The organism is Streptomyces sp. NPDC040622, assembly GCF_055593965.1.
The window spans coordinates 21662-46725 of record NZ_JBVIXD010000015.1; the positions used below are offsets into that span (position 1 = coordinate 21662).

General features: G+C 69.9%; 21 protein-coding genes. 12 read left to right on the forward strand and 9 right to left on the reverse strand.

Annotated features, from left to right (window positions below; genetic code table 11):
- Nucleotides 1–53 precede the first annotated feature (53 nt).
- The 3 genes from ACZ592_RS34800 to ACZ592_RS34810 all read right to left on the reverse strand — a co-directional run bounded on the left by ACZ592_RS34800 (nucleotide 54) and on the right by ACZ592_RS34810 (nucleotide 2992).
- Nucleotides 54–1010, reverse strand: coding sequence for a hypothetical protein (locus ACZ592_RS34800; protein ID WP_471585708.1), 957 nt, complete (start codon nucleotides 1008–1010; stop codon nucleotides 54–56).
- 496 nt (nucleotides 1011–1506) lie between these two features.
- Nucleotides 1507–2445 (reverse strand): zinc-binding dehydrogenase, encoded by a 939-nt coding sequence (locus ACZ592_RS34805; RefSeq protein ID WP_471585709.1) that lies wholly within the window; start codon nucleotides 2443–2445, stop codon nucleotides 1507–1509.
- Nucleotides 2446–2578: 133 nt separating this feature from the next.
- Nucleotides 2579–2992, reverse strand: coding sequence for a nuclear transport factor 2 family protein (locus ACZ592_RS34810; protein WP_471585710.1), 414 nt, complete (start codon nucleotides 2990–2992; stop codon nucleotides 2579–2581).
- A 141-nt stretch (nucleotides 2993–3133) separates the two neighbouring features.
- On the opposite strand from ACZ592_RS34810, the gene ACZ592_RS34815 reads away from it, so the two are divergent.
- Nucleotides 3134–4039, forward strand: coding sequence for a LysR family transcriptional regulator (locus tag ACZ592_RS34815; protein ID WP_471585711.1), 906 nt, complete (start codon nucleotides 3134–3136; stop codon nucleotides 4037–4039).
- Between the two features lie 406 nt (nucleotides 4040–4445).
- On the opposite strand, the gene ACZ592_RS34820 is transcribed toward ACZ592_RS34815, so the two are convergent.
- Nucleotides 4446–5036 (reverse strand): TetR/AcrR family transcriptional regulator, encoded by a 591-nt coding sequence (locus ACZ592_RS34820; RefSeq protein ID WP_471585712.1) that lies wholly within the window; start codon nucleotides 5034–5036, stop codon nucleotides 4446–4448.
- 341 nt (nucleotides 5037–5377) lie between these two features.
- On the opposite strand from ACZ592_RS34820, the gene ACZ592_RS34825 reads away from it, so the two are divergent.
- Nucleotides 5378–6373, forward strand: a complete 996-nt coding sequence (locus ACZ592_RS34825) for an alpha/beta fold hydrolase (RefSeq protein WP_471585713.1) — start codon at nucleotides 5378–5380, stop codon at nucleotides 6371–6373.
- 291 nt (nucleotides 6374–6664) lie between these two features.
- On the opposite strand, the gene ACZ592_RS34830 is transcribed toward ACZ592_RS34825, so the two are convergent.
- Both ACZ592_RS34830 and ACZ592_RS34835 read right to left on the reverse strand, forming a co-directional pair.
- On the reverse strand, nucleotides 6665–9829 hold the full coding sequence (locus ACZ592_RS34830) for an NACHT domain-containing protein (RefSeq protein ID WP_471585714.1): 3165 nt from the start codon (nucleotides 9827–9829) through the stop codon (nucleotides 6665–6667).
- A 233-nt stretch (nucleotides 9830–10062) separates the two neighbouring features.
- Nucleotides 10063–12252 (reverse strand): protein kinase domain-containing protein, encoded by a 2190-nt coding sequence (locus tag ACZ592_RS34835; protein ID WP_471585715.1) that lies wholly within the window; start codon nucleotides 12250–12252, stop codon nucleotides 10063–10065.
- Between the two features lie 296 nt (nucleotides 12253–12548).
- Between ACZ592_RS34835 and ACZ592_RS34840 the strand changes: the two genes are divergently transcribed.
- The 8 genes from ACZ592_RS34840 (at nucleotide 12549) to ACZ592_RS34875 (ending at nucleotide 20320) form a co-directional block, all read left to right on the forward strand.
- Nucleotides 12549–12980, forward strand: a complete 432-nt coding sequence (locus tag ACZ592_RS34840; RefSeq protein ID WP_471585716.1) for an Rrf2 family transcriptional regulator — start codon at nucleotides 12549–12551, stop codon at nucleotides 12978–12980.
- A gap of 82 nt (nucleotides 12981–13062) precedes the next feature.
- Nucleotides 13063–13815 (forward strand): SDR family NAD(P)-dependent oxidoreductase, encoded by a 753-nt coding sequence (locus ACZ592_RS34845; protein WP_471585717.1) that lies wholly within the window; start codon nucleotides 13063–13065, stop codon nucleotides 13813–13815.
- Between the two features lie 393 nt (nucleotides 13816–14208).
- Entirely contained in the window at nucleotides 14209–14877 is a 669-nt protein-coding gene (locus tag ACZ592_RS34850) for a response regulator transcription factor (protein ID WP_471585718.1), read from the forward strand.
- Nucleotides 14870–15961, forward strand: a complete 1092-nt coding sequence (locus ACZ592_RS34855) for a sensor histidine kinase (protein ID WP_471585719.1) — start codon at nucleotides 14870–14872, stop codon at nucleotides 15959–15961. Before ACZ592_RS34850 ends, ACZ592_RS34855 begins: the two co-directional genes overlap by 8 nt.
- A gap of 150 nt (nucleotides 15962–16111) precedes the next feature.
- Nucleotides 16112–17107, forward strand: coding sequence for a D-isomer specific 2-hydroxyacid dehydrogenase family protein (locus ACZ592_RS34860; protein WP_471585720.1), 996 nt, complete (start codon nucleotides 16112–16114; stop codon nucleotides 17105–17107).
- Nucleotides 17100–18167: a D-alanine--(R)-lactate ligase gene (gene vanA / locus ACZ592_RS34865; protein WP_471585721.1), complete on the forward strand. Its 1068-nt coding sequence runs from the start codon at nucleotides 17100–17102 to the stop codon at nucleotides 18165–18167. Before ACZ592_RS34860 ends, vanA begins: the two co-directional genes overlap by 8 nt.
- The gene (gene vanX, locus ACZ592_RS34870) at nucleotides 18160–18783 is read left to right on the forward strand and encodes a D-Ala-D-Ala dipeptidase VanX (protein WP_471585722.1); all 624 of its coding nucleotides are present in this window, start codon (nucleotides 18160–18162) and stop codon (nucleotides 18781–18783) included. The genes vanA and vanX overlap by 8 nt, the downstream gene beginning before the upstream one ends.
- A gap of 163 nt (nucleotides 18784–18946) precedes the next feature.
- Complete coding sequence (locus ACZ592_RS34875; RefSeq protein ID WP_471585723.1) at nucleotides 18947–20320, forward strand: UDP-N-acetylmuramoyl-tripeptide--D-alanyl-D-alanine ligase; 1374 nt, start codon at nucleotides 18947–18949, stop codon at nucleotides 20318–20320.
- Nucleotides 20321–20335: 15 nt separating this feature from the next.
- Here ACZ592_RS34875 and ACZ592_RS34880 read toward each other — a convergent pair whose 3' ends face one another.
- The gene (locus ACZ592_RS34880; RefSeq protein ID WP_471585724.1) at nucleotides 20336–21490 is read right to left on the reverse strand and encodes a lipid II:glycine glycyltransferase FemX; all 1155 of its coding nucleotides are present in this window, start codon (nucleotides 21488–21490) and stop codon (nucleotides 20336–20338) included.
- Nucleotides 21491–21674: 184 nt separating this feature from the next.
- Between ACZ592_RS34880 and ACZ592_RS34885 the strand changes: the two genes are divergently transcribed.
- Nucleotides 21675–22781 (forward strand): DUF5954 family protein, encoded by a 1107-nt coding sequence (locus tag ACZ592_RS34885; protein ID WP_471585725.1) that lies wholly within the window; start codon nucleotides 21675–21677, stop codon nucleotides 22779–22781.
- 112 nt (nucleotides 22782–22893) lie between these two features.
- On the opposite strand, the gene ACZ592_RS34890 is transcribed toward ACZ592_RS34885, so the two are convergent.
- Nucleotides 22894–23745, reverse strand: coding sequence for an alpha/beta fold hydrolase (locus tag ACZ592_RS34890; protein WP_471585726.1), 852 nt, complete (start codon nucleotides 23743–23745; stop codon nucleotides 22894–22896).
- 103 nt (nucleotides 23746–23848) lie between these two features.
- Here ACZ592_RS34890 and ACZ592_RS34895 point away from each other — a divergent pair, with 103 nt between their 5' ends.
- A complete protein-coding gene (locus ACZ592_RS34895; protein ID WP_471585727.1) occupies nucleotides 23849–24262 on the forward strand; it encodes a winged helix-turn-helix transcriptional regulator in 414 nt (137 codons plus the stop codon).
- A gap of 200 nt (nucleotides 24263–24462) precedes the next feature.
- On the opposite strand, the gene ACZ592_RS34900 is transcribed toward ACZ592_RS34895, so the two are convergent.
- Complete coding sequence (locus ACZ592_RS34900; RefSeq protein ID WP_471585728.1) at nucleotides 24463–24795, reverse strand: hypothetical protein; 333 nt, start codon at nucleotides 24793–24795, stop codon at nucleotides 24463–24465.
- Nucleotides 24796–25064: the final 269 nt, after the last annotated feature.

Genomic DNA, 25064 nt, shown 5'->3' on the forward strand with positions numbered 1-25064 from the left:
GGGAGGGACCGGCCAGGAGACGGTCCCTCCCGGTCGTTCACTTCGGCCGCCGGTCAGGAGGTGTGGCGGTGGCGCCTTCGGGCGACGGTTGCCAGCGTTGCGCCCAAGGCGATCGAGGCACCGCCGGCCCCGAGCAGCAAGCCGGTGGCGGAATCGCTGCCCGTTTCGGCCAAGGCGGCGTTCGAGACGGTCCGGTCGGCAGCGTGATCGGCTGCGTCGGGCCGCCCGGCGACCGGCCTGACCTCGCCGCCCCCGGCCCCTGAAGCGCCGGGCTTGCCGACGCTGGTGGCGGTAGCGGTGCCGGTGGGCTTACCCGCGGTCGGAAGCTCTTGCCGGTCGTCGTGCGGAGCAGGCTTGTTGTCCGGGGCCTGCGGCTCGCTGCCGAGCTCGCCCGTGACCGGCGGCTCGCTCTCCTCGACCACGATGTCGAAGTCGTAGCCCATCGCCACCGACACGCTGCGGGTGTCGTCCTCGTCGAGATATATGCCGAGCGCCTGGGCGTCGCCGTCACCTATCGGCATGCCGCCATCGACCTTCATCCGCAACTTGATGTCGGTGTGCTCGCCGGGCGCCAACCCGGCGAGCGTGGTGAGGTAACTGAGGTCCGGATCGACCGTCTTCCAGACACCAGCGTCCTCGTCGTACCACTGCAGGGTCAGCAGCTGCCACCTGTCGCGACCACGGTGATCGATGGCCGCCAATTGGGTGTAGACCTCGACCGACCTAATCGCCTGGGCAGAGGAATTGATGGCGCGGAAGGTGAAATTCTTCCAGCCGGAGCCGGGCACGACCTTGCTGGGCAGACCGTGCAACGTAGTGCTCAGTGCCGCCGCGCCCAACTCCCCGGCATCGGCTGGGACGTTGTCGGACTCCCGAGCGGGCCTGGCGGCAGACTGGGCCGAGGTGACGGACTCGGCGGTCCCGGTCGGCTCGATGGTGTCGTCCGGGGCGGTGGCGGAGGAGGACGGCTGGGTTCCGCTGCCCGGCTCCTCTCCTGCGGTCGTGTCCACGGTGCCGGGGGCTCCGGGCTGCGTGGTGGGGGCGCCGGCCGGCACCGGCCCGGCAGCGCCCGGCGTCGGCTCGGCAGGAACTCCGGCCGGAGGCGGCGTCGCCGGGCCTGTTCTTGCCTCGGGTGCCGCAGGCGCCTGGGGCGATGCCGTGGCACCGGGGCCGACCGGAGCGTCGGCTGACGGCTCTCTTTGCCCGGTCGGGGGCTCCGGGTTCCCGGGCTCCGGAGCGGGCTCCGGTATGGAGAGGGCCGGCGGGCTGACCTCTGCCGCCGCCGCGGGCGCAGCAGCCAAGAGGGCCGGGGCGGCCACCGAGACGGCAGCCAGGACTGCCATGCGTATGTGCTTCAACGGGAAACCAAATCTGTCGCTATGAGCTTGTGTGACCCATCTTTCGCTGTTGTCAAAGTTTCCACTACCTTGCATGACCTTATGGACTCATAAGCTGCGCTTCTGAGCATCGAGGTCGCACGCGGTCCTGCCATCCCGCAGCGGCCGGTCAGCCGATCGTCAGCACCGCATTGCCGCGGACGGCGCGGCCGCGCAAGTCGGTGATGACCTCCCCAGTGCGGGTCCAGTCGCGGACGGTGCCGATCTCGGGATGCAGGCGGCCGGTGGCGACGAGACGTACGAGCGCGGTGAGGTCCTCGCCGTAGCTGGTGTCCGAGGTGGTGTAGTCGAAGTGGGCGATACGGCCCTGGTTCGGGCCACCGAAGAAGTCGAAGAAGTCAAGAGTGACGGGCATGCGGCTGGCCTGTCCGAACCACACCAGCAGCCCGCAGGGAGCCAGCTTCGACAGCGCGGCGGGCAAACTGTCACCACCGACCGACTCCAGCACCACGTCATACGGACCCTCGGCATCCGTTACGGAGGTGACCAGTGCGGCGGCGCCCAGCTGCAGCAGCCGCGCGCCGCGCTCGGCCGTGGCGGTGACCGCGGTGACGGCCGCCCCCGAGGCGGCGGCCAGCTCTGTGACGTAGTGGCCCACCCCGCCGCTGGCGCCCGTGATCAGCAGTCGTCGGCCGGCCAGCGGTCCGGAGGCGCGCAGCAGCCGCAACGCGGTGATGCCGGCGAGGGGGAGGGCGGCAGCCGTGACCGCGTCGACGTTGTCGGGGAGCTCGGCCAGGCTGTGGGTGGGCACGGCGACACGCTCGGCCCAGCCGTAGGCGGGCGGGTGGGCGACCACGCGGGTGCCCACGGCAGGGCCGGAGCCGTCGTCCGCGGCCCGTACGACCGTGCCGGCGACGTCCTTGCCCGGCCGCCAGCCGGCCCAGGTGCGGTCGAGGCCGCCGTCGAGCTGGAAGGTCTCGCCGCGGTTGACCGAGTACGCCTCGACCGCGAGGACGGTTTCGTCAGCGGCGGGTTCGGGCTCGGCGGCCTCGCCGAGGAGCACGGGCTTTTCGCTGTCGGCGGGCGAGCCGGGGAGTATCGCCTTCATGGCTTCCTGCTTCCTTTCGGTGCTGTGGATGGTGCTGTGCGGTGGGCGGTTCAGTGCTGTGCGGTGGGCGGTTCAGTGCTGTGCGGTGGGCGGTTCAGTGCTGTGGACGGGTCGGCGCTGTGGCAGGCGGGGTTCAGGCGAAGACGACGGTCTTGGCGTGCAGGGTGTCGAGGTACTCGCGCACCGATGCGATCTTGCCGTCGCGGACGGTGAAGATCGCCAAGCAGTGCTGGTCGTAGTGGCCCCCGGATCTGGCCTGGGCGCGGGTGTTCCACTCGGCCAGGACTCGGTCGCCCTCGGCGATCAGCCCGTCGAAGCCGAACTCCATGGTCTCCGGGAGCAGTCGGGCCACCATCCGCGGCACGAACACGTCGAGGATCTGCTCCGGCCCGGTCCACGTACCCGACAACGGAAGGTCGCCGGCGAGGGTCCAGGTCGACTCCGGGGTGAAGAAGCCGCGCAGGGCGTCGATGTCGCCGCCCGTCAAGGTGTCCATGTAGCTCTGGACGACTGCCTTGCTGTCTTCGGTGATCTGGTTGTCGCTCATGTTCTTGGCCCTTCGCCCGGTGTTCCTGCTGACACCCAGGACACTAGGAATCACCCGCCTCCGGAGGGAAAGACCTGTCCTCGCCCATCCCAGAACCGTTCGGCATAACTGCACTTCAGCGCCGGCCCTAAGATGCCCCGCATGCCAGAACTTCGTCGCCTCCGCTACTTCCTCGCCGTCGCCGAGGAACGGAATTTCACCCGCGCCGCCGCCCGCCTGCTCATAGCCCAGCCCGCCCTCAGCCGCCAGATACGGGAACTGGAGAAGGAATTGGGCGTGCGGCTGCTGGAGCGCACCACGCAGTACGTGGTGCCCACCGAGGCCGGGCGGCTGCTGATGGAGCGCGGCCGGTCACTGGTCGACGACGCGGACCTGCTGTGGCGCGACATCCGTGGCTTCGCGGCCGGTGCGCAGGGCGGCCTGACCTTCGGCTACAGCGCCAGCACCGGATACGAGACCGCTCCCGTCCTCCTTGAGGGCCTCGCCGAGACGCACCCCGGCCTCACCGTCACCACCCAGCTCCTTGCCACGACCGAGATCGTCACCGGCGTCACCGACGGCACGCTGGACGCGGGCCTGCTGCGCTGTTCGCCGCCCACCCCTCAACTCGTACGCACCCTGGTACGACTGGAGCCGCAGGGCGTGCTCATGCACCAGGACCATCCGCTGGCCGCCCAGGACGAGGTGGCGGCGGCCGCTCTCGCCGACGAGACGGTGTTGCTGCACACCCGGGAGTCCAACCCCGGCCACTACGACGCGATCACGGCGATCCTCGACCGCGCCGGCATCAGCCCGCGACTCCGCTTCCGCCGCGTCTTCGACGCCGCCCACACCCCGGTGGCCCAGGGCCAGGCCGTGTCCATCGTCGGCGCCTCCAGCCTCCCGGGCCTCCCGACCGGCCTGGCCTGGCGTCCGCTCACCCCGGCGGCGGCGATCGAGATCCACCTGCTCACCCGCGGCGACACAGGACGCCCGGTTGTCGCCCAACTGCTGCGTGCCACCTCCCGGACCGCCCGCGCCCAGGGCTGGCTCCACTCCCCGTCCTGACCGTCCGCGAACCGGCGGAGGCCGACCAGAGGGGCGGCCACCGACCGGTGTTACTGCCGCTCGGCACAGGTGGCCTGCGGTGAGCGGTCCACCCCAACGCGCCTTCGCCAGCGGCGTCACCGCTCCATGTTCGAGACCACGCTGCGCGGCCTTGCCGCCGATGCGGTCGCCACCGCAGTCCCCCACTGTGGACGGTGCTTGGGCAACAAGGGAGCCACGCCACGGGCAAACTCCGTTCCGCCGGGCCGTCGTCACCGCGGGACTCACGGGACTCAAGGGAGCGAGGACCCGCTGAAGGACGGTCGACGTGGGATCGGCCAAGATGGGCCTGACAAGCGGTCCAGGGCCGGTGGGCATCGGGGCATCGGGGCATCGGGGCACGCGAAGTCCGCTCGGCCGAACAGACTCAGTCACTCGCGCCGAGAGTCCGCGCAAGCGCGTCGAGCGTCACGTCGACGATGGCGCGCAGCCGCTCCGTGCCTGTTCCGGCTCTGCTCATGACGGCGAGGGACTGGTTCACGGCCGCAAGGTGGGTCGCGAAGGACTCGGCAGCTTCGTGGTGCATCCGGCCCGCCTTCAGCGCGGCGCTCAGCCGGGTGTGCTGAAAGCCGATCGCCTCCCGTGCACGGGCCGCGACGCTCGCGCTCAGCACTGGGGTCGCCATGACGGTTTGGGCCACCAGGCACCCGTCGGGCAGACCGGGGTCCGCGATGCGTTCCAGGGTGATGTCGAAGAACGCCCGCGCGGCTGCCAAGGGCCGGTCGGCGGCGCAGGACAACGCGGCGTCGTACTTGTCTCCGTACCGCGTGGTGTAGCGCTCCAGGCAGCGCAGGAAGAGCGTGTCCTTGTCGCCGAGGGAGGAGTAGATGGAGCTGCGGTTGAGCCCGGTCGCCCGGGACAGGTCGTCCACCGACGTGTCCGCGTAGCCGGCCCGCCAGAACTGGATCATCGCGGCATCGAGCGCCGTGGCAACGTCGAACTGCTTCTTGCCTGCCATGCCGGAGCTCCTTTCTCGCTCTGCCGTCGTAGTGGATACCATCATTCCATCTTGAACCATTCGGTTCAAGATGAGCTAGGGTGAAGTCGTGAGCTTGGCCGGACAACCCTGCGAGCTCACAGCGCAGTGACACACGCATCCGGCTCTGGCCCGCTCACCAGCGTTGTCGTGTCTCAGGTCGCCAGGACACGAGTCTCCAGCGCCGCCCTCGCCACTCTCACCGTGCCCACCGCGCCCACCGCGCCCGTGAGCCTGGCCCTCGGCCTGCGCAGTGAATCAACCGGCGCACCAGACACCTTCAACAGACCGTCAACACACCTCAACACCGGTGGAGGACAACCATGAATGGCCCCGCAAGCGCCCCCCGCGACTCCGGCAACCCGGTCCACGACCTGCCGCTGCCCGGCCTGTCCGGTTTCGCCCACCGTTGGGTCGACGCGGGCGGCGTACGGCTTCACGCGGTTGAAGGCGGTCAGCCGGGCGGTCCAGCCATCGTGCTGCTCGCCGGGTTCCCTCAGACCTGGTGGGCATGGCGCAAGGTGATGACGAACCTGGCCGACCGATTCCACGTCATCGCGATCGATCTGCCGGGCCAGGGCCACTCCGAACGCCCGGACATCAGCTACGACACGCACACAGCCGCTGCGACCGTCCACGCCGCGGCCAAGGCCCTAGGAGTCTCGGCATACTGGCTGGTCGCCCATGACATCGGCGCATGGGTCGCCTTTTCGCTCGCCCTGAAGTACCCGAGCCGGCTGCGGGGCCTGGCACTGCTCGACGCCGGCATCCCGGGCATCACACTCCCTGACACCATCCCGACCGACCCCGAACAGGCGTGGAAAACCTGGCACTTCGCCTTCCACCTCGTGCCCGGCCTGCCCGAGACGCTGCTCGCCGGTCGCGAACGTGAGTACGTCGGATGGTTCCTGAAGGCGAAGAGCCTCTCCCCCGACACCTTCGACGACGCCGAGATTGAGCAATACGCCGCGTCCGTCGCCGCCGACGGCGGTCTCCGCGCGTCCCTGGCCTACTACCGGGACGCCGCCGAGTCGGCGCGGAAGAACCACGAAGCGCTCGCACAACAGCGCCTGACGGTCCCGGTTCTCGGGATCTCCAGCAGCCACGGCTCCATCCCCGACATGGCAGCTTCCATCAGGCCGTGGGCCGACCACACCACCGGGATCGTCGTGCCCGACGCGGGACACTTCATCCCTGATGAGCAGCCCGATGCCGTCGCCGCCGCGCTGACCGACTTCATCGCCGAAGACGGTGGAGACGATCCTGCCGGTCGGTATGCGTCTGCGCCCTCGCGCGGGCTCCCGCGCCGGCCTTCGTGAAGGCTTTCTGCACGTGACGCAACTGCTCGCCTGCGAAGTCCGGGCCCTCTCCCACGTCCATGCGGGGGCGCACCACGCCGTTCGTGACACTTCTCCTTCAGCAACTCCACGACGTACTCGCTCCCTTGGGCGTCGCGGACGGCGTGGCCCGACGCCTGTTCGCCGCCGACGGCCGGTACGCGGGCATGCAGGAGTCAGCACCCGGGAGCTGCAGGTGCTCGCCGCACTGACCGACGGCCCCAGCAGTCGGGAGGGAGAATTCGAGCCCTCCCGCCGACGGCGCCGGGCGGGTCATACGGCGCACCCCCGAGCCTGCCCCTCGTCCGGCCAGTGTGCCGCCTTCAGGGCGTCGGGGAGCACCTCGTCGGCGACGTCGCGGAACTGCGAGCCGTCGTCGACCGTCGCGTCCTTGCCGCCGTCGTGGATGCTCCGCATCGCCCGCTCCACCCACTCCGGTTCCAGGCGCGGCCAGTCCGCCGCGAGACGCCGCAGGAACATCAGGCGGAAGCGCCGTCGGGTCTCGTGGTCGTTGGGGGCGAAACTGTTGAGGGCCGTCTGCAGGCAGGTGTCGAAGGCCGCGGTCAACTCCCGTTCGGTGCAGTCCTGGTCAATGCGCAACCACAGGGCGATCATCGCGTGGACCGCCGATACGGGCGGCTCGTCACCGTCGTCGAAGAAGGTGGTGACCGCCGTGTCCCACGGGCCCGCCAGCGGTTCGAGGCCATGGGCGAAGATGTCGTCGAGAACATCGCACAGGAAGTGGGACTGCACCCGCAGCCACGAGTTCTGGTGCGCGATCCAGGAGAACCAGCCGCCCTCCCGCCGCGCGCTGTGCCGGAAGTGGTTGTCCGCGTCACGGTCGTACGTCCAGTGGGCGTCCAGTGGCCCGGGGTCGGGCTCCGGGTCGGGCCGCAGCGACAGTCTGATCTCCCGTCGGCCGCCGTCCCAGACACGTTCGAGCGCCAGCGTGGCGACCAGCCCCTCCCACGCCTCCTCGGGGCACTGCGAACGCCACAGCAGCGCGGTGGCCCGCCACGCCGATATGACGTCGTGCTCCTGCGGGAACAGCTCGCGACCGGTAAGTTCTCCCGCCGTCGCGACGGCGAGCACCAGCAGGTTCACGGAGTACCTGGCAGGGCCCGAGGTCACCGGGAGCCTGCTCGGCACGTAGTCGTCGTACCGGGTGTCGTGCCGTGCCTGCCCGACGTGCCGGAACAGGTCGAGCAGTACGTCGCGCACGCCGTGCCGACGCGACTCGGGCAGGGCGCGCAGCCGTTCGCAGGCGAAGGAGACGGTGGTGCCGCGGGTGGTCAGGGGCATGAAGGAGAGCAGGGCGTGCAGGAACGCGTCGTCGATCACGGCGGGCCGGGTGCGGCGCGCAGAGGAGCTCGACGCGGCCACCAGATCGTCCAGTTCCTGCGTGACGAGCCGGGCGACCAGGTACTCCCCGAAGGTGGCGTGCAGGAATTCGTAGGTGCGCAGGCGCAGGCCCTCGCGGTTCGCCCGCGACTCGTGGACGAAGTAGAACCGGCCGAGCACGATGTCCGCCGCGCCCAGCGTGGCCCGCAGACCGGGTGCGGCGCGGGCCCGGTGGGCGTCCGGGGCGAGCGCGGACAGGTCCGCGTCGAGTTCGGCCACGCCGATCCATTGCCGTCCGCGGTTGAACATGGCGAACGCGACCAGCGACAGCTGGGCGAGCTGGCGTTCCACCGCCGCGTCGAGCTCTTCCTCGGCCAGGCCCGCGGCGCTCTTGCGGACCTCCCGGGCGGCGAAGCTGGTGAGCAGCTGTTCGTAGAGCTCCCCCTCCCCCAGCGACGCGTCGCGCCGTTGCAACGCGTTGCCGTCGGCGTCGTAGAGCGCGAGCATCAACAGCAACAGCGGCTGGGATGCCAGGGCCCGGTACCGCAGGGCCACTTCGGGCTCCAGAGGGCGCAGATCGCGGGCGGCGAAGCCGGTGGCGTTGGTGGCGTTCCACATCCGCAGCCACCAGGTGACCTGGGCGTCGCTGAACGGTTCCAGGCACAGGGCGAGCATGTCCTCCGCGGGCCGGGCCCGGTCGGCGACGGCGGTGCGGCTGGTGAGGACGACCACGGCGGGCCGCCCCTGGGCCGCCTCGCGCCGCTGGAAGTCGCCGGCCTTCTGCAGATAGTCGCTCTGGCCGACGCCCGTCGCCTGGAGCAGTTCGTCGAAGCCGTCGAGCAGGACGACCGGGAGCGCCCCCGCCCCGCGCCGCACCAGCTCGGGCCAGGTCACGGCCTCTCCGGTGGTCGACCGCACGGCCTGCTCGATCTGAGTCTGCAGATCCGCCTCGGCGGCCGCGTCACGCAGTTCCACGCGTACGACGAGGAAGTCCGCGGGCGGCAGTCGTGCCGCGAGGACGTGGGTGAAGACGGACTTGCCCGACCCCGGCTGGCCGAGGACGACCAGCGGGGCACGGACGGCCCGCGGCGAGGTGAGGTGGCCGAGCAGGAAGTGGTCGAGATCCTCACGGACCCGCTGTTGGGCCCACCACGCCTCCTCGCCGAACCGGTCGGCGGGGCCGACTTCGGCCACCCGGAAGTCCGGGCTCACGTACGCCGTGCCGAGCGCCGGGAGGCTCAGTCCGTCCAGGACGTCCCGCGAGGTGAGGATGGGCCGGTCGAGGGCCGCTGAGTGGGCGCGGGCCAGCCCGGCGAGCCAGGGGTCGGGCGTCCGGTGCGCGGCAAGCTCGGAGAGCGCCCGGCCCAGCTCGTCGAGGCCGGCCCGCAGCGACCGGAGCTGGGTCCGCGTAGCCTGGTGGTCGATCAGGTTCGCCCAGAAGGCGACCTCCGGGAAGTCCAGGGCGAGCTGCCGGAACAGCTCTTCGTACCGGGCGCAGGCCCGGCCCGGCAGACCGTTGGACAGCGTGTGTTCCAAGCGGTGCCTGCGGGTGTCGTCGAGCCCGTCCCAGACGGCGAGCCCGGCCACGAAGCGGGTGACCTCGCCCGACAGCCGCCGGTAGAAGCCTCCGAGCGTCGTGAGGGTCTCCTCGTACGACCGGTGGGCTGACGGTATCGGTACGTCCGACCGCAGCAGGGCGTCGGCCAAGGCGTGCAGGCGCCGGGAGTCGGACCGCTCCCCCGTGGCCAGCGCCGCCTGTTCGGCGCGGCTCAACTCCAGGTCCCGTACCGTGCAGGCGAGTTCGGCCTCGGCCAGCACCTCGAAGTAGGCGGAGAGCACCACCACCGCGTGGGCGGCCGCCAGCCGTTCGCCGCGCTCGAATCGGGAGAGGCCGCGCGCCCGTGCGCCGAGGCCGTGCACGAGGCCGACGCCGAGCCGGGAGAGCTCGCCTCTGACGTCGAACAGGCCGGCGGCGAACCCCGCCCCGGTGGCCGTCGACGCGAGCAGCAGCCCTCCGGTCAGCCGGTCGAGCGCGGCGACGGTGGCGTCCTCGCGGCCCCCGAGCAGCCGGACGGCGTCCTGATAACTGAGCCCCACGCGTCTGCCCCCCCCCGGCGCCGGTACCGACCTCACCGACCAGTCTCCTGGACGGGCCCCTTGATCCCCACCCCCGAACCGCCATCGGCACCTTCGGCCGCCGACGTGGCGCTGAGGGTGAACTGCGCTGTCGCGAACGGCTGAAGTGCGGGAGGCCGACACCGCGCCGTCCGTGGTGCGGTCCCCGACGTGCGCTCGCGGAGCCCACCGCAGCTCAACAAGCCCGGGCAGCCTCAGGTTTCGTCGAGCCGCGCCAACTCGATGGCGTACAAACGGCGCTTGTCGGGCGGAGTACCGCCCTTGGGATCCACACCGCGATCAGCACACACGGCGAACACGAGGTCACCGAGACAAAAGGTCTCCAACAGGTGCTTCTCGGGCAGCGTGAGGACCGGACCCTTGCGGCCCGTACTGGGATCGATCCGCACAAGCTTCGCGCCCTGACCGTTGACCTTGGCGATCAAGGGAGCATCAGGTTGCGCGCTACGGCCACCCCTGTCGAAGCGAGGGCTGAACAGTCCTTTGTGGCGCCAGCGTTCGGTGCCGGTACGGGGGTCCAGGCCCAGCAGGGTGTTCGTCTTGGTCTTCGGGTCCCACTGGTTGACCACCACGATGTCGCCATGGACGAAGGGGTAGCCGTTGGATGTGGACCACAGCTTCTTGCCGTCGGCGGATGACCAGGCGCCCTCCGTGCCGAGCAGCAGTTTGTGCTCGGGCACGACCTGGACCTCGCCGAGGTCCTTGTACGTAGAGACGGTGTTGCCGTCGGAGGCGTCCAGGACGGTCAGGCCTGAGCTGCTGGTGAAGAAGAGGCGGCCGTCCACTTCGCCGGCGAAGGAGGGGCCCCCGCTCGGATTGGCGGCCTCTGCGTACGTCCAGACCCACTGTTCCTTGCCGGCCACCTTGTCCAGCGCGGTCCATGGACCTTTCCAGTCTCGAACCAGCAACAGCCCTTCGGCCGACTCCAGCGCGGTGACCTGGGCACCGTCACCTTCCAGAGGGTAGCGCCAGCGCACCTCCCCGGTGGCGTGGTGCAGTGAGTAGACGTAGGGCCCCATGCCGACGTAGACCGTTTCGGGGGCCAGCTCCGGGAAGGCGCCTCCCGTCACGTCGTCGTCCCCGAGCGGATCGAACACCCAACGGCTGTCCCCGGTTTCCGGTTCCAGACAGCGCAGTTCCCCATGGTTGGCGGTGACGTACAAGGTGTCCTTCGTCATCGGGTACGTCCCGTCGATGTCGTCCGCGCCGCGCCAGCGCTCCTTGCCCGTTCGTGCGTCGTACGCGACCAGTTCGGTCTCGTTGTCGCCGACCAGCAGGACGGAGCCCGCCAGCGCGTCCGGGGTGTACGTCGTGGGCTTGCGCCAGCGGTACTTCACATCGCCTCCGCCGCCGCCCTTTTCCGTGTCGGAGGGCCCGCCGCCCTGGTTGCCGCCTCTGTCCAGGACCTTGGGCACCACGACGATCGCCGTCGTGGACACCGCGACCACCCCGACCGCGCCGAACAGCACAGTGCGCCGGCTGACCGGTCGTCCGGGCTCCGGCACGGGCGGCAGCGCGGCAGGGGCCGGGCCCCGCACGGCCGTCTCCTCCGCCCCCAGTTCACGCGCGATCGCCCCGAGTCGCGCCGCGGTCTCCGCCGCCGAGTCGGGTCTGTCGTGCGGGGACTTGGCCAGGAGAGCGGACACCAGCCGATCCAGCTCGGCGGGCAGCCCCGCTCTGCGCGTGGAGGGTGGCGGCGGAACCTCCGAGGCGTGCGCGACGATCTGCGCCAGCACCTCACGATCACCGAACGGCGTGTCCCCGGTGATCAGTTGGTACAGCAGGCAGCCCAGCGAGTACAGATCGGAGGCCGCACCCACCTCCTCCCCCCGCGCCTGTTCCGGGGACATCCAGGGAGCGCTGCCCAATACCCCGCCCGCCTGACTGAGTCGGTCGAGGCCGAGGTCGCGATGGAACCAGGCGATTCCGAAGTCGAGTACGCGCACCGTGCCGTCCGGACCGAGCACGGCGTTGGCGGGCTTGATGTCACGGTGGACGATCCCCGCCGCATGCGCCGCCTCCAAGGCGAAGCAGATCTGCCGGGCCCAGTCCAGGGCACGCGCCGGCGCGGGCAGGCCTTCGGCGGTCAGGACGCGATCCAGGGCGCGGCCGGGAGCGAGGGCCATCACGATGAAGAGCGTGTCGCCGTCCCGCCCGAAGTCATGGACGGTGACGACGTGTTGATTGTCGGACAGGCCGGCCGCGGCCCGCGCCTCTCGTTCCAGGCGGGCCGCCGCCTGCTCGGTGACGCCGGGTCCGGCGACGGTCTTGACGGCGACCTCGCGGTGCAGCACCAAGTCCTCGGCCCGCCACACGACGCCCATCCCACCCGCACCCAGCCGCTCGACCAACCGGTAGCGCCCGGACAGCACGGTATATGTCACTGAACCCTCCCCAACGCTCCGCGACCCCCTGTGCAGGTACGCGCTGTACGCGGTCACTGGTTCCGCCAGGTGAAGGCTACGACTTCCTGAACGATCGGTGGCCCTCAACTCCGAGATGGCACCGCGTAGTTGCGAAGGTCGGGGTGCGCAGCAGGAATGCCGACGCGGTGGCCCCAGCCGGCGGGCAGCTCACCCTGACCGGTGGAGCCGTGACGGCCCTCATACGTCTTGCCGCAAGCCGTTGTAATGTTTATTGTTACGACGAGGTTGGAGGGTCGAGAGATGCGAGGTCCGAGGTGAGCGCCAACAGCAGGCTGACCATCGCAGCACATGCCCTCACATGGATAGGGCTGTATCAGCGGCGCGGCCACGAGGTCGCCACCTCCGAGCAGATCGCGACGAGCGTCAACACCAATCCCGTGGTGATCCGTCGCCTCCTGGCAGAGCTGCGCAAGGCCGGCCTCGTCGACTCGCGGCGAGGTACAGGAGCAGGCTGGACGCTCTCCCGGGACCTGGTGTCGATCACCCTGCTCGACGTCCATGAGGCGATCGCCGCCGGGCCGATCTTCGCTCTGCACCGCTCGACGCCCGACCCCGAGTGCGTCGTGGGACACGGCATTGGACCGGCTCTCACCTCTGTCTACGACGAGGTCGAGGCCACCCTGCGCAGGGAGTTGGCGAAGACCACGCTGGAGGACGTCCTGCGGGACGTACTCAAATCCGCCTAGGCCCCACCCGGCCTCAGTGGTGGCACGTCTCTGCGGCCGTCAATGTAACCAAAATAGTTACCTCGAGGATTCGGAGAACCCCATGGGACAGCTGGACGGCAAGACCGCCCTGGTGACCGGCGGCTCCACCGGCATCGGCCTGGCCATCGCGCACAGGTTCGCCGTCGAGGGAGCGACGGTCTACCTGACCGGCCGCCGCGAGGCCGAACTGAACACCGCTGTCGCGCAGGTCGGCGGCCGCGGGATCGGCATCCAGAGCGATGTGTCGCGGCTCGACGACCTCGACCGGCTCTTCACCGAGATCACCAAGCGCAGCGGCAGCCTCGACATCGTCGTCGCCAACGCCGGCGTCGGGGACTACAGTCCGCTCGGCGAGATCACCGAGGAGGAGTACGAACAGACCACCTCCATCAACCTCAAGGGCACGATCTTCACCGTCCAAAAGGCCCTCCCCCTGCTGTCGGCCGGCGCCTCGGTGACTCTGCTCTCCTCCAGCGCGGCCCTGCGCGCCGCCCCGGGCCTTGGTGTCTACGCCGCCACCAAGGCCGCGATCCGCAGCCTCGCCCGCACCTGGGCCGCCGAACTCGCCGGCCGCGGGATCCGGGTCAACGCCCTCACTCCCGGCCCCGTCGAGACCCCCGGCGGTGACGAGCTGCGGGCCGCGTTCCCGCCGGGCGATCAGCACGCCGTGGCCGAGCCCGCCGCACCGACCCCGCTCGGCCGCGTCGGTCGTCCCGACGAGGTCGCTGCCACCGCCCTCTACCTGGCCGGAGACCACAGCTCCTTCACCACCGGCGCGGAACTGCTCGTCGACGGCGGAGCCACCCAGCTCTAAAGGTGCCGTGAGGCGAATAGCGGCGTACTGACGGACTGCCCTGGACCGGGCCGCCGCACCCGAAGGGAGGAAGTCGCGCCATACCGCACCACGCTGTGGCCGCACTTCGTTCCCGGCCACAGCGAAATCGCGCTGGAGCGGATCATCGTCGACGGCGGTGACATACCGCTGCTCACCTCTACGAGGACACACTGCCCGTCGACCAAGCGTTCAACATCGGCTGAGGCCGTGCACAGCCGGGCCTCCGCCAGGGAAAACGGACGAGGGCGGAGGGCCGAACGTCACCGTGACGAAGAGGCCGTCCGGGCCGCGATGAACGGTGGCGCGATACTGTCGGCGCGTATTCGGTTTTTGATACGCGGACGATATGTGCCCGCTCGTAATATCGAGAGCATGCGTGTATTGATCGTCGAGGACGAGCCCTATATGGCGGAAGCCATCCGCGATGGCCTGCGCCTGGAAGCAATCGCGGCCGACCTCGCGGGCGACGGCGACACCGCCCTGGAAATGCTGGGCGTCAACAGCTACGACATCGCCGTCCTCGACCGCGACATCCCCGGACCTTCCGGTGACGAGATCGCCAAGCGCATCGTGGCCTCGGGCAGCGGCATGCCGATCCTCATGCTGACCGCGGCCGACCGCCTCGACGACAAGGCGTCCGGCTTCGAACTCGGCGCCGACGACTACCTCACGAAACCGTTCGACCTGCGAGAACTCGTCCTCAGGCTCCGGGCGCTCGACCGCAGGCGTGCCCACAGTCGGCCTCCTGTCCATGAGATCGCGGGGCTGCGGCTGGACCCGTTCCGACGCGAGGTCTACCGAGACGGCCGTTACGTCGCGCTGACCCGCAAGCAGTTCGCCGTACTCGAGGTCCTCATCGCCGCCGGCGGTGGTGTCGTCAGCGCCGAGGAACTTCTTGAGCGCGCCTGGGACGAGAACGCCGACCCGTTCACCAACGCCGTCCGCATCACCGTCTCGGCGCTGCGCAAGCGGCTCGGCGAACCGTGGATCATCGCCACCGTGCCCGGCGTCGGCTATCGCATCGGAGGCGACAGTGGATAGGTCCCCCGGCCTCAGCGTGCGCCTCAAACTCACCCTCAGCTACGCCGGATTCCTCATGCTCGCCGGTGCCTTGCTGCTTGCCGCCGTGAGCTGGTGGCTCCTGCGAGAGGGGTGGTTGCAAACCAACGAAGAAGGGTCATGGAGAGCAACTCCCGGCACCACCTTCGTGCGCGGTTTCGCTCCCATCGCGGCCGCGGTCATGGTGTTCCTCCTGGTGTTCGGCCTCCTCGGAGGATGGGTCCTCGCCGGCCGTATGCTCGCCCCCCTGACCCGGATCACGGACGCCACCCGTACCGCCGCGACAGGTTCTCTCGCGCACCGTATCCGGCTGCCAGGACGCCAGGACGAATTCCGCGAACTCGCCGACGCCTTCGACGCGATGCTCGAACGGCTCGAAGCACACGTGACCGAGCAGCAGAGATTCGCGGCCAACGCCTCGCACGAACTCCGCACCCCACTGGCGATCTCGAAGTCACTTCTCGACGTGGCCCGCACCGATCCCTCGCACGACACCGGCGAAGTCCTCGACCGCCTCCAAGCCGTCAATACCCGGGCGATCGACCTCACTGAAGCATTGCTCCTGCTCAGCCGAGCCGGCCAGCGTTCCTTCACCCGAGAACCGGTCGACCTGTCCCTCATGGCGGAAGAAGCCACCGAAACGCTGCTCCCCCTCGCGGAAAAGAACGGTGTCACCGTCGAGACCCGCGGCGACATCACACCCACGAGCGGATCGCCGGCACTCCTGCTGCAACTGACCATGAACCTCGTGCACAACGCGATCGTCCACAATCAGGCCGAAGAGGGCATGGTGTGGGTGACCACCAGCGCCCACCCCGGCACCGTGATGCTCACGGTCGAGAACACCGGCGCGAAACTGACTCCGCACCTGGTCTCGACGCTCACCGAACCGTTCCAGAGGGGCACCGAGCGCATCCACGCCGATCAGGCGGGCGTCGGCCTCGGCTTGGCCATCGTCACCACCATCACGCGCGCACACGACGGCACCCTCACCCTCACCCCGCGCGACACCGGCGGCCTGCGTATCACGGTGCAACTGCCCGCGCTGACACATCAGCAGCCGTGATACGGACCCGCCACCGGCTGGAGGACGACGCACTCAGCAATGCGTGTCGGGGGCACACGAGCTGAGGCCACGGGCCACCGCGGCAACGTATCGGCAGCGTATCGAAAACCGCATACGGGCCGGCAACACCCGCTTTCCTTGAATGGAGGCATGACCTACAGCGAACCAGTGGGAATCACCGCTTTCGGATGCGGGCCGGACGAAGCCGAACGGTTCCGGGAACTGGCGCCCCGATGCGGAGTGACGCCCACGATCACAGAATCCGCGGTATCGGAGGAGACCGCCCATCTGGCCTCGGGAAACCGGTGCATCAGCGTCGGACACAAGACCCGGATCACCCCTGCGACACTGCATGCGCTGAGCCGGGTCGGCGTCTCCTACATCTCCACGAGAAGCATCGGGTACGACCACATCGACGTGGACAGCGCAGCCCGCGTCGGGATTTCCGTCGGGAACGTCCGCTATTCCCCCGACAGCGTCGCCGACTACACGGTGATGATGCTGCTGATGGCGGTGCGCCACGCCAAGCACACCGTCCGCCGCGCCGATGTGCACGACTACCGTCTGCACGACGTGCGGGGGAAAGAGCTGCGCGACCTGACCGTCGGCGTGGTCGGAACGGGGCGCATCGGCACGGCCGTCATGGAGAGACTCCACGCCTTCGGATGCCGGATATTGGCGTACGGAAATCGCGCCGCTGAACCCGGCGATCCCGGCGCCCCCGGCGACGAGGTGTCGCTCGATGAACTGCTGAGGTCGAGCGACGTCGTCACGCTCCACGCGCCGCTCAACGCCGAGACGCACCACCTTCTCGACCGTGAGCGGATCCGGCGGATGAAACCCGGCGCGTTCGTGGTCAACACCGGGCGCGGTGCCCTCATCGACTCGACCGCGCTGGTCGCGGCACTGGAGGACGGACGCCTGGGTGGTGTCGCCCTCGACGTCGTCGAGGGCGAGGAAGGCGTGTTCTACACCGACCGACGGAACGCGCCCATCGACAGCAAGCCACTCCTGCGGCTGCAGGAGATGCCGAACGCGTTCATCAGTCCACACACCGCGTACTACACGGACCGTGCCCTGACCGACACGGTCGAGAACTCGCTCACCAACTGCCTGGAATTCGAAAGCAGGAATCAGTATGCCTAAGGCCAAGCTTCAGGTCGGCATCCTCTTCGGCGGCTGCTCGGAGGAACACCTCATATCCATCAAGTCCGCGCAGGAGATCGCGCGGAACCTCGATCCGGACACGTACGAGCCGTACTTCATCGGAATCACGCGCAGCGGCGCCTGGATACTCTGCGAGGGCCCCACCGCGGACTGGGAGAGCAACGCGCACCGGCCCGCCGTGCTGTCCCCGGACCGAGGCGTGCACGGCCTGCTCGTCCTCGATCAGGGCAAGTACGAGACGATCGGCCTGGATGTCGTGCTGCCCGTCCTGCACGGAAAGCTCGGGGAGGACGGCGCCGTCCAGGGCCTGCTCGAGCTGTCCGGCATCCCGTACGTGGGCTGCGACGTCCAGAGTTCCGCGCTGGGCATGGACAAGTCCCTCGCCTATGCCGTCGCCGCCGGCGTCGGCATCGCCACGCCGAACTTCCGCACGGTAGCGGCGGGCGACGACATCGACGCCGCACAGCTCACCTATCCCGTCTTCGTGAAGCCGGCCCGCTCGGGATCGTCCTTCGGGGTCAACAAGGTGGCGCATGCGGAGGAACTGCCGGCCGCGCTGGACATCGCCCGGCGGTACGACACGAAAGTCCTGGTCGAGGAGGCAGTCGTCGGCAGCGAGGTCGGCTGCGCGATCCTGGGCGGGGGAACGGACCTGACCGCGGGAGAGGTCGACCGCATCGCCCTGTCCCACGGATTCTTCCGAATCCACCAGGAGGACGAACCCGAGACCGGCTCCGACAATTCGACGCCGATCGTCCCTGCCGACATTCCGGCCGAGTCCCGGGCACGCGTCCAGGAAACGGCGAAGGCCGTCTACCGCGCCCTGGGCTGCAGCGGGCTCGCCCGCGTGGACCTGTTCCTCAAGGACGACGGGCAGGTCGTACTCAACGAGGTCAACACCTTCCCCGGCATGACTTCCTACAGCCGCTATCCGCGGATGATGGCCGCCGCCGGGGTTCCGTTGTCCGCGGTGATCGACCGCCTGGTGGCCGGAGCACTTTGCCAGCCCCTGACCCCGACGGAGCCGGCCGATGCGTAACGACTTCGTCTTCATGGACGAGTTCATGCCCGGGGTCCGCTGGGACGCCAAATACGCCACCTGGGACAATTTCACCGGAAAGCCGGTCGCCGGATATCTGGCCAACCGCATCGTCGGCACCAGGGCCCTGTGTGCGGCGTTGCAGACCGCACGAGAAGAGGCGTCCGCGCACGGCTTCGGCCTGCTCCTCTGGGACGGCTACCGCCCGCAACGCGCCGTGGACTCTTTCCTGCACTGGTCGCAGCAGCCGGAGGACGGCCGCACCAAGCACCGCCACTATCCCCATATCGACCGGCCCGAGATGTTCGAGAACGGATATGTGGCCGCCAGGTCGGGCCACAGCCGCGGCAGTACCGTCGACCTGACGCTGTACCACCTGGAAAGCGGTGATCTCGCCGCCATGGGGAGCGACCACGATCTGATGGACTCGGTCTCGCACCACGGAGCGGAAGGAATCTCGCAGGTCGAGGCGGACAACCGCAGGTGTCTTCGCTCCATCATGGAGACCAGCGGATTCAGCTCCTACGCCTGCGAATGGTGGCATTACACGCTCACGAACGAGCCTTACCCGGACACCTACTTCGACTTTCCCATCACACAGGTGAGCCTGGGATGAAGACGGCGAGGCTCCGGCGGTCCGGCCGGAGCCTCGGCCCGCCACCCGGACGCCGAGCGGCGCGGGCGAGCGGCGAGCCTCACCAGAGCCGGCCCACCACGTATCGCCGGCGTATCGAGAACCGCATACGCGGCGGCAACACCCCGCCTCCTTCACTGGTGCCATGACTCACAACCAGCCGCCCCTCACCCCGCTTCCCGTCCCCCTCCCCCTCTCCCTCGCCGATATCGCCGCGCTCGTCGGCGGCCGGGTCACGGGTGACGCGACCGTCACGGTGAGAGCGCCGGCCGTACTCGACAGCCGGCACGGCGAACCGGGCGGCCTCTTCGTCGCCATGGCCGGTGAGCACGTCGACGGCCACGACTACGCCGGCCGCACCCGTGCGACCGCCGTGCTGGGCTCGCGGCCGACGCCGTTGCCCACCGTCGTCGTCGACGACGTACCGGCCGCACTGCAGACACTCGCCGCCCACGCCGTGGCCCAGCTGCGCGAGCGGCTGACCGTCGTCGCGGTGACGGGCTCGCAGGGCAAGACCAGCACCAAGGACCTGCTGTCCGTGGTCCTTTCGGGCGCCGGGCCGACCGTCGCCACACACGGTTCGTACAACAACGAACTCGGCGTGCCCCTGACCATGCTACGCGCCGACGCGCACACCCGCTTCCTCGCCCTCGAAATGGGCGCCCGCCACCTCGGCGACATAGCCCACCTCACCGGTCTGGTCGCACCCGACATCGCGGTCGTGCTCAACGTCGGCCAGGCCCACATCGGGGAGTTCGGCTCGCGCGCGGCCATCGCACGGACCAAGGGTGAACTCGTGCGCGGCCTCGCACCCGGGGGCACCGCCGTCCTCAACGCCGACGATCCCCGCGTCGTCGCGATGCGCGCGCTGACCGACGGGCCGGTCCTGACCTTCGGCCGCGCCGAACACGCCGACGTGCGCGTCCAGGACCTGGTCCTGGACCACATGGGCCGGCCGGCCTTCACGCTGCGCACCTGCGACGCCTCGGCCCGTGCAGCGCTACCGTTCGTGGGCGCCCACCAGGCACTCAACGCGGCGGCCGCCGCCGCGGCGGGACTCGCGGCCGGCATCCCCCTGACCACCTCGGCGGTGGCCCTCAGCACCGCCTCCCTGTCCAGGTGGCGCATGGAGCTCCGCACCCTGGCCTGCGGCGCGACGCTGCTCAACGACTCCTACAACGCCAACCCCGACTCCGCCCGGGCCGCCCTGGACGCACTCGCAGCCATCGCGGGCCGCCGTCGTATCGCCGTACTCGGTGCGATGCTCGAACTCGGTGCCGACAGCGAGGCCGAACACCGGGCGGTGGGCGCGTACGCGGCCGCGCGCGCCGACCTGGTGGCTGTCATCGGGGCTACCGCCCGTCCCGTAGCCGACGCAGCGGGCGAACGGGCGATCACGTTCACCGACAACCAGGCGGCCGTCGCCCGGCTGCGCGAGATCCTGACCGACGGCGACATCGTCCTCGTCAAAGCGTCGCGCGGCGCCCGCCTCGACGAGGTGGCCGCCGCGCTCCGGTGACCGGGCGGGACGGACTCAGCGCTCGCGCCGCCGCATGTACAGGTCGAACGCGCGGTACACCAGCGGTCGCAGCGGCAGATCCCACTCCCCCACGTACCGCACCGCCCGCCCTCCGGTGCCGGCCTTGAACCGGATCAGGCCCACATGCGGATCGGCGGCGTCGAGCGTCGGCGTGATGCCCCGCAGGTCGTACACGTCGCAGCCCACCGCCAGGGCATCACGGATCATGGCCCACTGGCACGCGTGGGAACCGCGCACCTCACGCTTGGCCGTCGACGAGGCGCCGTACACGTACCAGGCGTGCACACCGACCCGTACCAGGATCGCGGCGGCCACCAACTCGCCCTCGTGGCGCGCGAGATAGAGCACGATCCGCCCGGGGTCCTCGGCACTCAACTCCGCGAACATCGTCTCGAAGTACGCCGACGGCCGCGGCCTGAACCGGTCGCGTGCCGCGGTGTGCACATAGAGCTCGTGGAACGCCGCGAGGTCCGACGCGGCACCGACCGTGACCTCGACCCCCGCCTTCGCGGCCTTCTTGATGTTGCGGCGCCACTGCTGGTTCATGGCCTTCAGGACGTCGTCCTCGGACCGCCCCGCCAGTGGCACCTCGTACGTGAACTGCGGCTGCCCGGCCCCGAACCCGTCCTGCGGGCTCTGCGGCAGCCAGCCGGACGCCCGGAGCCGTCGGCTCACTTCGGCTCCGACCGGATCCACCTGCCCGTCGGGCAGTCCGGTGAGCCGCCGCACCCCCGGATCGGCCACGCCATCCTTGACCCGCGCCGCACCCCAGGTGTGCGTCCGCACCGGCGGACACAGCCGGATCGCGAACGCGCCGCGGGCCTTGAGATGGGACGCCAACGGGTCGAGCCACGCACCGATGTCCCCGGTCCAGTCGATGTCAGGACCCCACGGCAGATACGCGAGCGTGTACCGCGAAAGACCCGGTACCGGCCGGTGAAGGACAAGCCCCGCCCCCACGAGCCGACCGCCCTCGAACCATCCGAGCGACTCCCTGCGCCACTCCGTCTTCACCCGCCCCCACGCCGGGGTCTGCGCGAAGTTCACCGACCGCCGCGCCCGCACGAAGGCCAGGTGCTCGGCGTCGCTGATCGGCGCGACGGTCAGCTTCAGAGGGAAGGACATGGGTGCCGGTTCGGGGTATGACATGACGTCAGTCAATGCGGCCCTGTGTTCCCGGCGCGTATCCGATTTTCGATACGCCGACGATATGCTGACCGCTCGGGCACTCCGCGCCGCCACGGAGTCGACACTGCCGGCCCCGGTGCGCCGCCGCGGGAGCTCTTCCGCGAACACCGCCACCGGCACCGGCCGGTGGCGACAGGATGGCCGCATGAACCAAGAGGACGCGGGAGCGGGCGGACGGCCCGTGGTGGTGAGAGTGCCGGTCGAACCGGTGGAGGCCGCGGTGGAAGCCGATGCGCTCGATGCCGTTCAGCAGAACAGCGGCCTGGGCGTGCGCGGCCCCGTCTTCGGAGTGGCCGCCCAGGGAGCGGCGGACGGACCGTGCTGGCGCGTGGTGGCCGAGGTGACCGACGGCTGCGCCCAGCAGGCCCGCGACGCGCTGAACTCGCTGCTGTGGCACCGGGCCAAGGACGACGCCCGGGACGGGCCGCAGCGGCGAGCGCTGCTCGCCGCGGTCGCCCGCCTGGAACGTGAGCGCGTCGACGAGCTCACGGTCCTCGGCACCCGCTACCGGGTCGTGCGGGCCGAGGAGTACGTCGCCCTGGACGAGAGCGGCGACATCGAGCTGCCGCGCCCCACCGACCCGGAGCCCCTTGCCCCCGACTGGACCAGCGGCGCCACGGGCCCCCGGCCCGACGAAGGGCTGGTCCTGGATCCGGACGCCCCCCTCACTCCCGCCCTGGCCGTCGAACGTCTGTCGCTGCGCGACCTGGCGTACAAAGGCACCACCCGGTTCCCCGCCGCCGTGCTGCACGACTCCCAGCGGGCCCTGGAGACCCACCCCGACGTCCTGTTGCTGCCCGCGACGTTCGCCGTCGTGAAACGTGACAGCGCCGACACCGCCTGGACGCCCGGCAGCACCTTGCTCGCCACCGCCCACGACGCCCGCAGGAGCCTGGACTTCTGCCTGGTCTGGATGGTGCCGCGCCAACGCGGCCTCCTGCCCATGTACGGCCGGCACGAGATGGACGCGCGCACCGTGGTCGCCGAGGGCACTGACCCCGCCGTCCCCGAACTCGTCGCGTACGCCGCGGCCGCGGACCGCCTCCGCGCCGGGCGGCTCAACCAGGTCGAGGTGAACGGTGCCGTGTCCCGGATCGGCCGCATCCGCCGCCTGCTGCGCTGGGGGCCCGACGGCCCGGAGGGCCCCCGCCCCTCCGACGTCGACAGCCACGCCCCCGGCCAAATCCATCCCCGTCTCGATGAGGACGGCGTCATTCACTTCGACGACGAAGAATCCGATTCCCCCGAGTAGGGCGTCCGTGCATCTCGGGCATCAACTGGCCTTCGGCACAGGTGCGATTGGGCTGCCCTCGCGGACCCGTACGACACTCCGTGCAGGCATCAAAAGCCAGCCCCGGCCCCGGTCAGGCCGCCTTGGCGTCGTCACCGGCCAGGAAGGGATGCAACAGCGTGAGCAGGGCGCGCGGGCGGTGAAGCGGAATGATGTGGCCGCAGTCTTCGATGACGTGTCCGGTGAGATCGTCGGTGACCGGGCGGAGCTGGCGTTCCAGCGCAGCACCGACGGGCCGGGCACCCACCGCCATCGTCGGCATCGTCAGGCGGGCGGCGGCGACCGCCTGCTCGATCTGTACCGCGCTCTCGGGCAGCGCCCGGTAGTACGAGAACGCGCGGCTCAACGCCTGGCGGCCGGTGTACGCGCGGACGAAGGCGTCCCGGAGGGCCGGGCGCACTCCGTCGCCGAGCGTGCCGGCGCGCAGGAACCAGTCGACGTAGGCGGCCTCGTGGCCCTCCAGCACGGTCTCGGCAAGGCCGGGGGCGGCGGAATGGAAGCCGAACCACCACGGCGGCCCGTCGGCGAGGACGTCCTCGGCACCAGGCAGCGTGCCGAGAAGGGCCTCCATGACGACCAAGCGCCGGACGAGACCGGGGCGGCGCAGGGCGAGGAGGAGGGCCGGCGCGGTTCCCGCGTCGATGCCCACCACCACGGCCGAGGACACGTCGAGCGCGGTGAGAAGCGCCGCGGCGTCCTCGGCCAGGGTGCCCGCGTCGTACCCGGAGGTGGCCCGGCTGCTCGCGCCGAACCCTCGCAGGTCCGGCGCGATGACGCGGTAGCGGCCGGACAGGTCGGCCATCACGTCCGTCCACAGCTCCCAGGTGTGCGGGAAGCCGTGCAGCAGCAGTACGGCCGGACCCGATCCGCCGAGAGCGACGTTCAGTTCGACACCGTTGACGGGGACGCGCCGCAGTTCGGGCATGGAGGGGCTCCAGGTGCGTGGTGAGGAATAGTGACCAGGTCACGGTAGGGAACTATCCTGGTCCGTCCAAGACGGCACTTTCCCTTCAGGTGGTGAGCCCTGAGTGACCACATCGAGGCCCGACGGACCCGGCCGACGGCCCGGTGAACGGGGTGATCTGCTGGATCCGCGCTGCCCGGTCCGCCAGTTGCTGGACCGTATCGGCACCAAATGGACGTCGATGGCGGTCAAGGTGCTGGCCGAAGAGGCTCCGGACGAGCTCCGTTTCGCGGAACTTCGGCGCCGTATCCCTGGCATTTCGCAGAAGATGCTGTCCGTCACCCTGCAGAGCCTGGTCCGCGACGGCCTGGTCGCGCGCCGAGTGGAACCCACGGTGCCGCCCGCCGTCCACTACCGGCTCACCGAGCTCGGCCTGTCCCTGGAAAGACCGCTCGCCGCCCTGCGGGCCTGGGCCGAGACACACATGCCGGAGATCGACCGCAGCAACCAGCTCGCCGACGAGTCACTCCCCGGCTAGGGCGTGGGTCGACTGCGCTGGTCGCGCGATTCCCGCCACGGGTGCCGGTGAGGCCGAGGAAGGCTTCGTGGACGTCGTCGTGCCGACCGCAGCGGATGCGCAGGCGGCGGAGGCAGTGCAGTCAGGTGATCGTCCGCTCGACGACCCGACGGAAGTTGCCCCAGAACCGGAAGTCCTGGGCGAGGCCGACACCTCGCACTTCACACGTCGACAATTGGCCCGAGCGTGTCCAACCAGACATCGAAGACGAAACGCGTGTCGTTGGGACCGCCCTCCAACCACCACGTGCTCACTGTCGCAATGCCGTCAGCAATCTCTTCGATCGTGCACTGGATGCTGGTCGGGCACGGATAGGGCGAGCTCGGCAGGAGCTCTCCGTCGAAGTAGGCGGTCTTGCCGACCAGTTGGTGAGGACGGTCGTAAGCGTCGGCGAACTCCACCAGGATCAAGCCCGGTTGGGGATCGTCGGTGAGCCAGCAGACAGCGGTGGCAGGCAGTTCGCAACCATCGCCCGTGCCCAGATTTGATCCCATGGCCGGACATTACCAATTGGGTGTCGCACGGGGCCATAGGTGCGACGGCGCCCCGGTCCACCACCACGACCTTGCAAGGCCCAGGGCGGCAACTCCGGCCGTCGCGCCGGGCCATGTGAGAGGTCTCGATCGCGTGCAGCAGGCTGTCGCGAGCATCCTTCTCCTGTCCGTCCTTGGCATGGATCTCGATGAGGACGGTCATGGTGTCCTGGCTGTCCGGTGCTGTCTCACTCATCATCCGGTCGTTGCAGGACCGGAGAGGGGTGCGG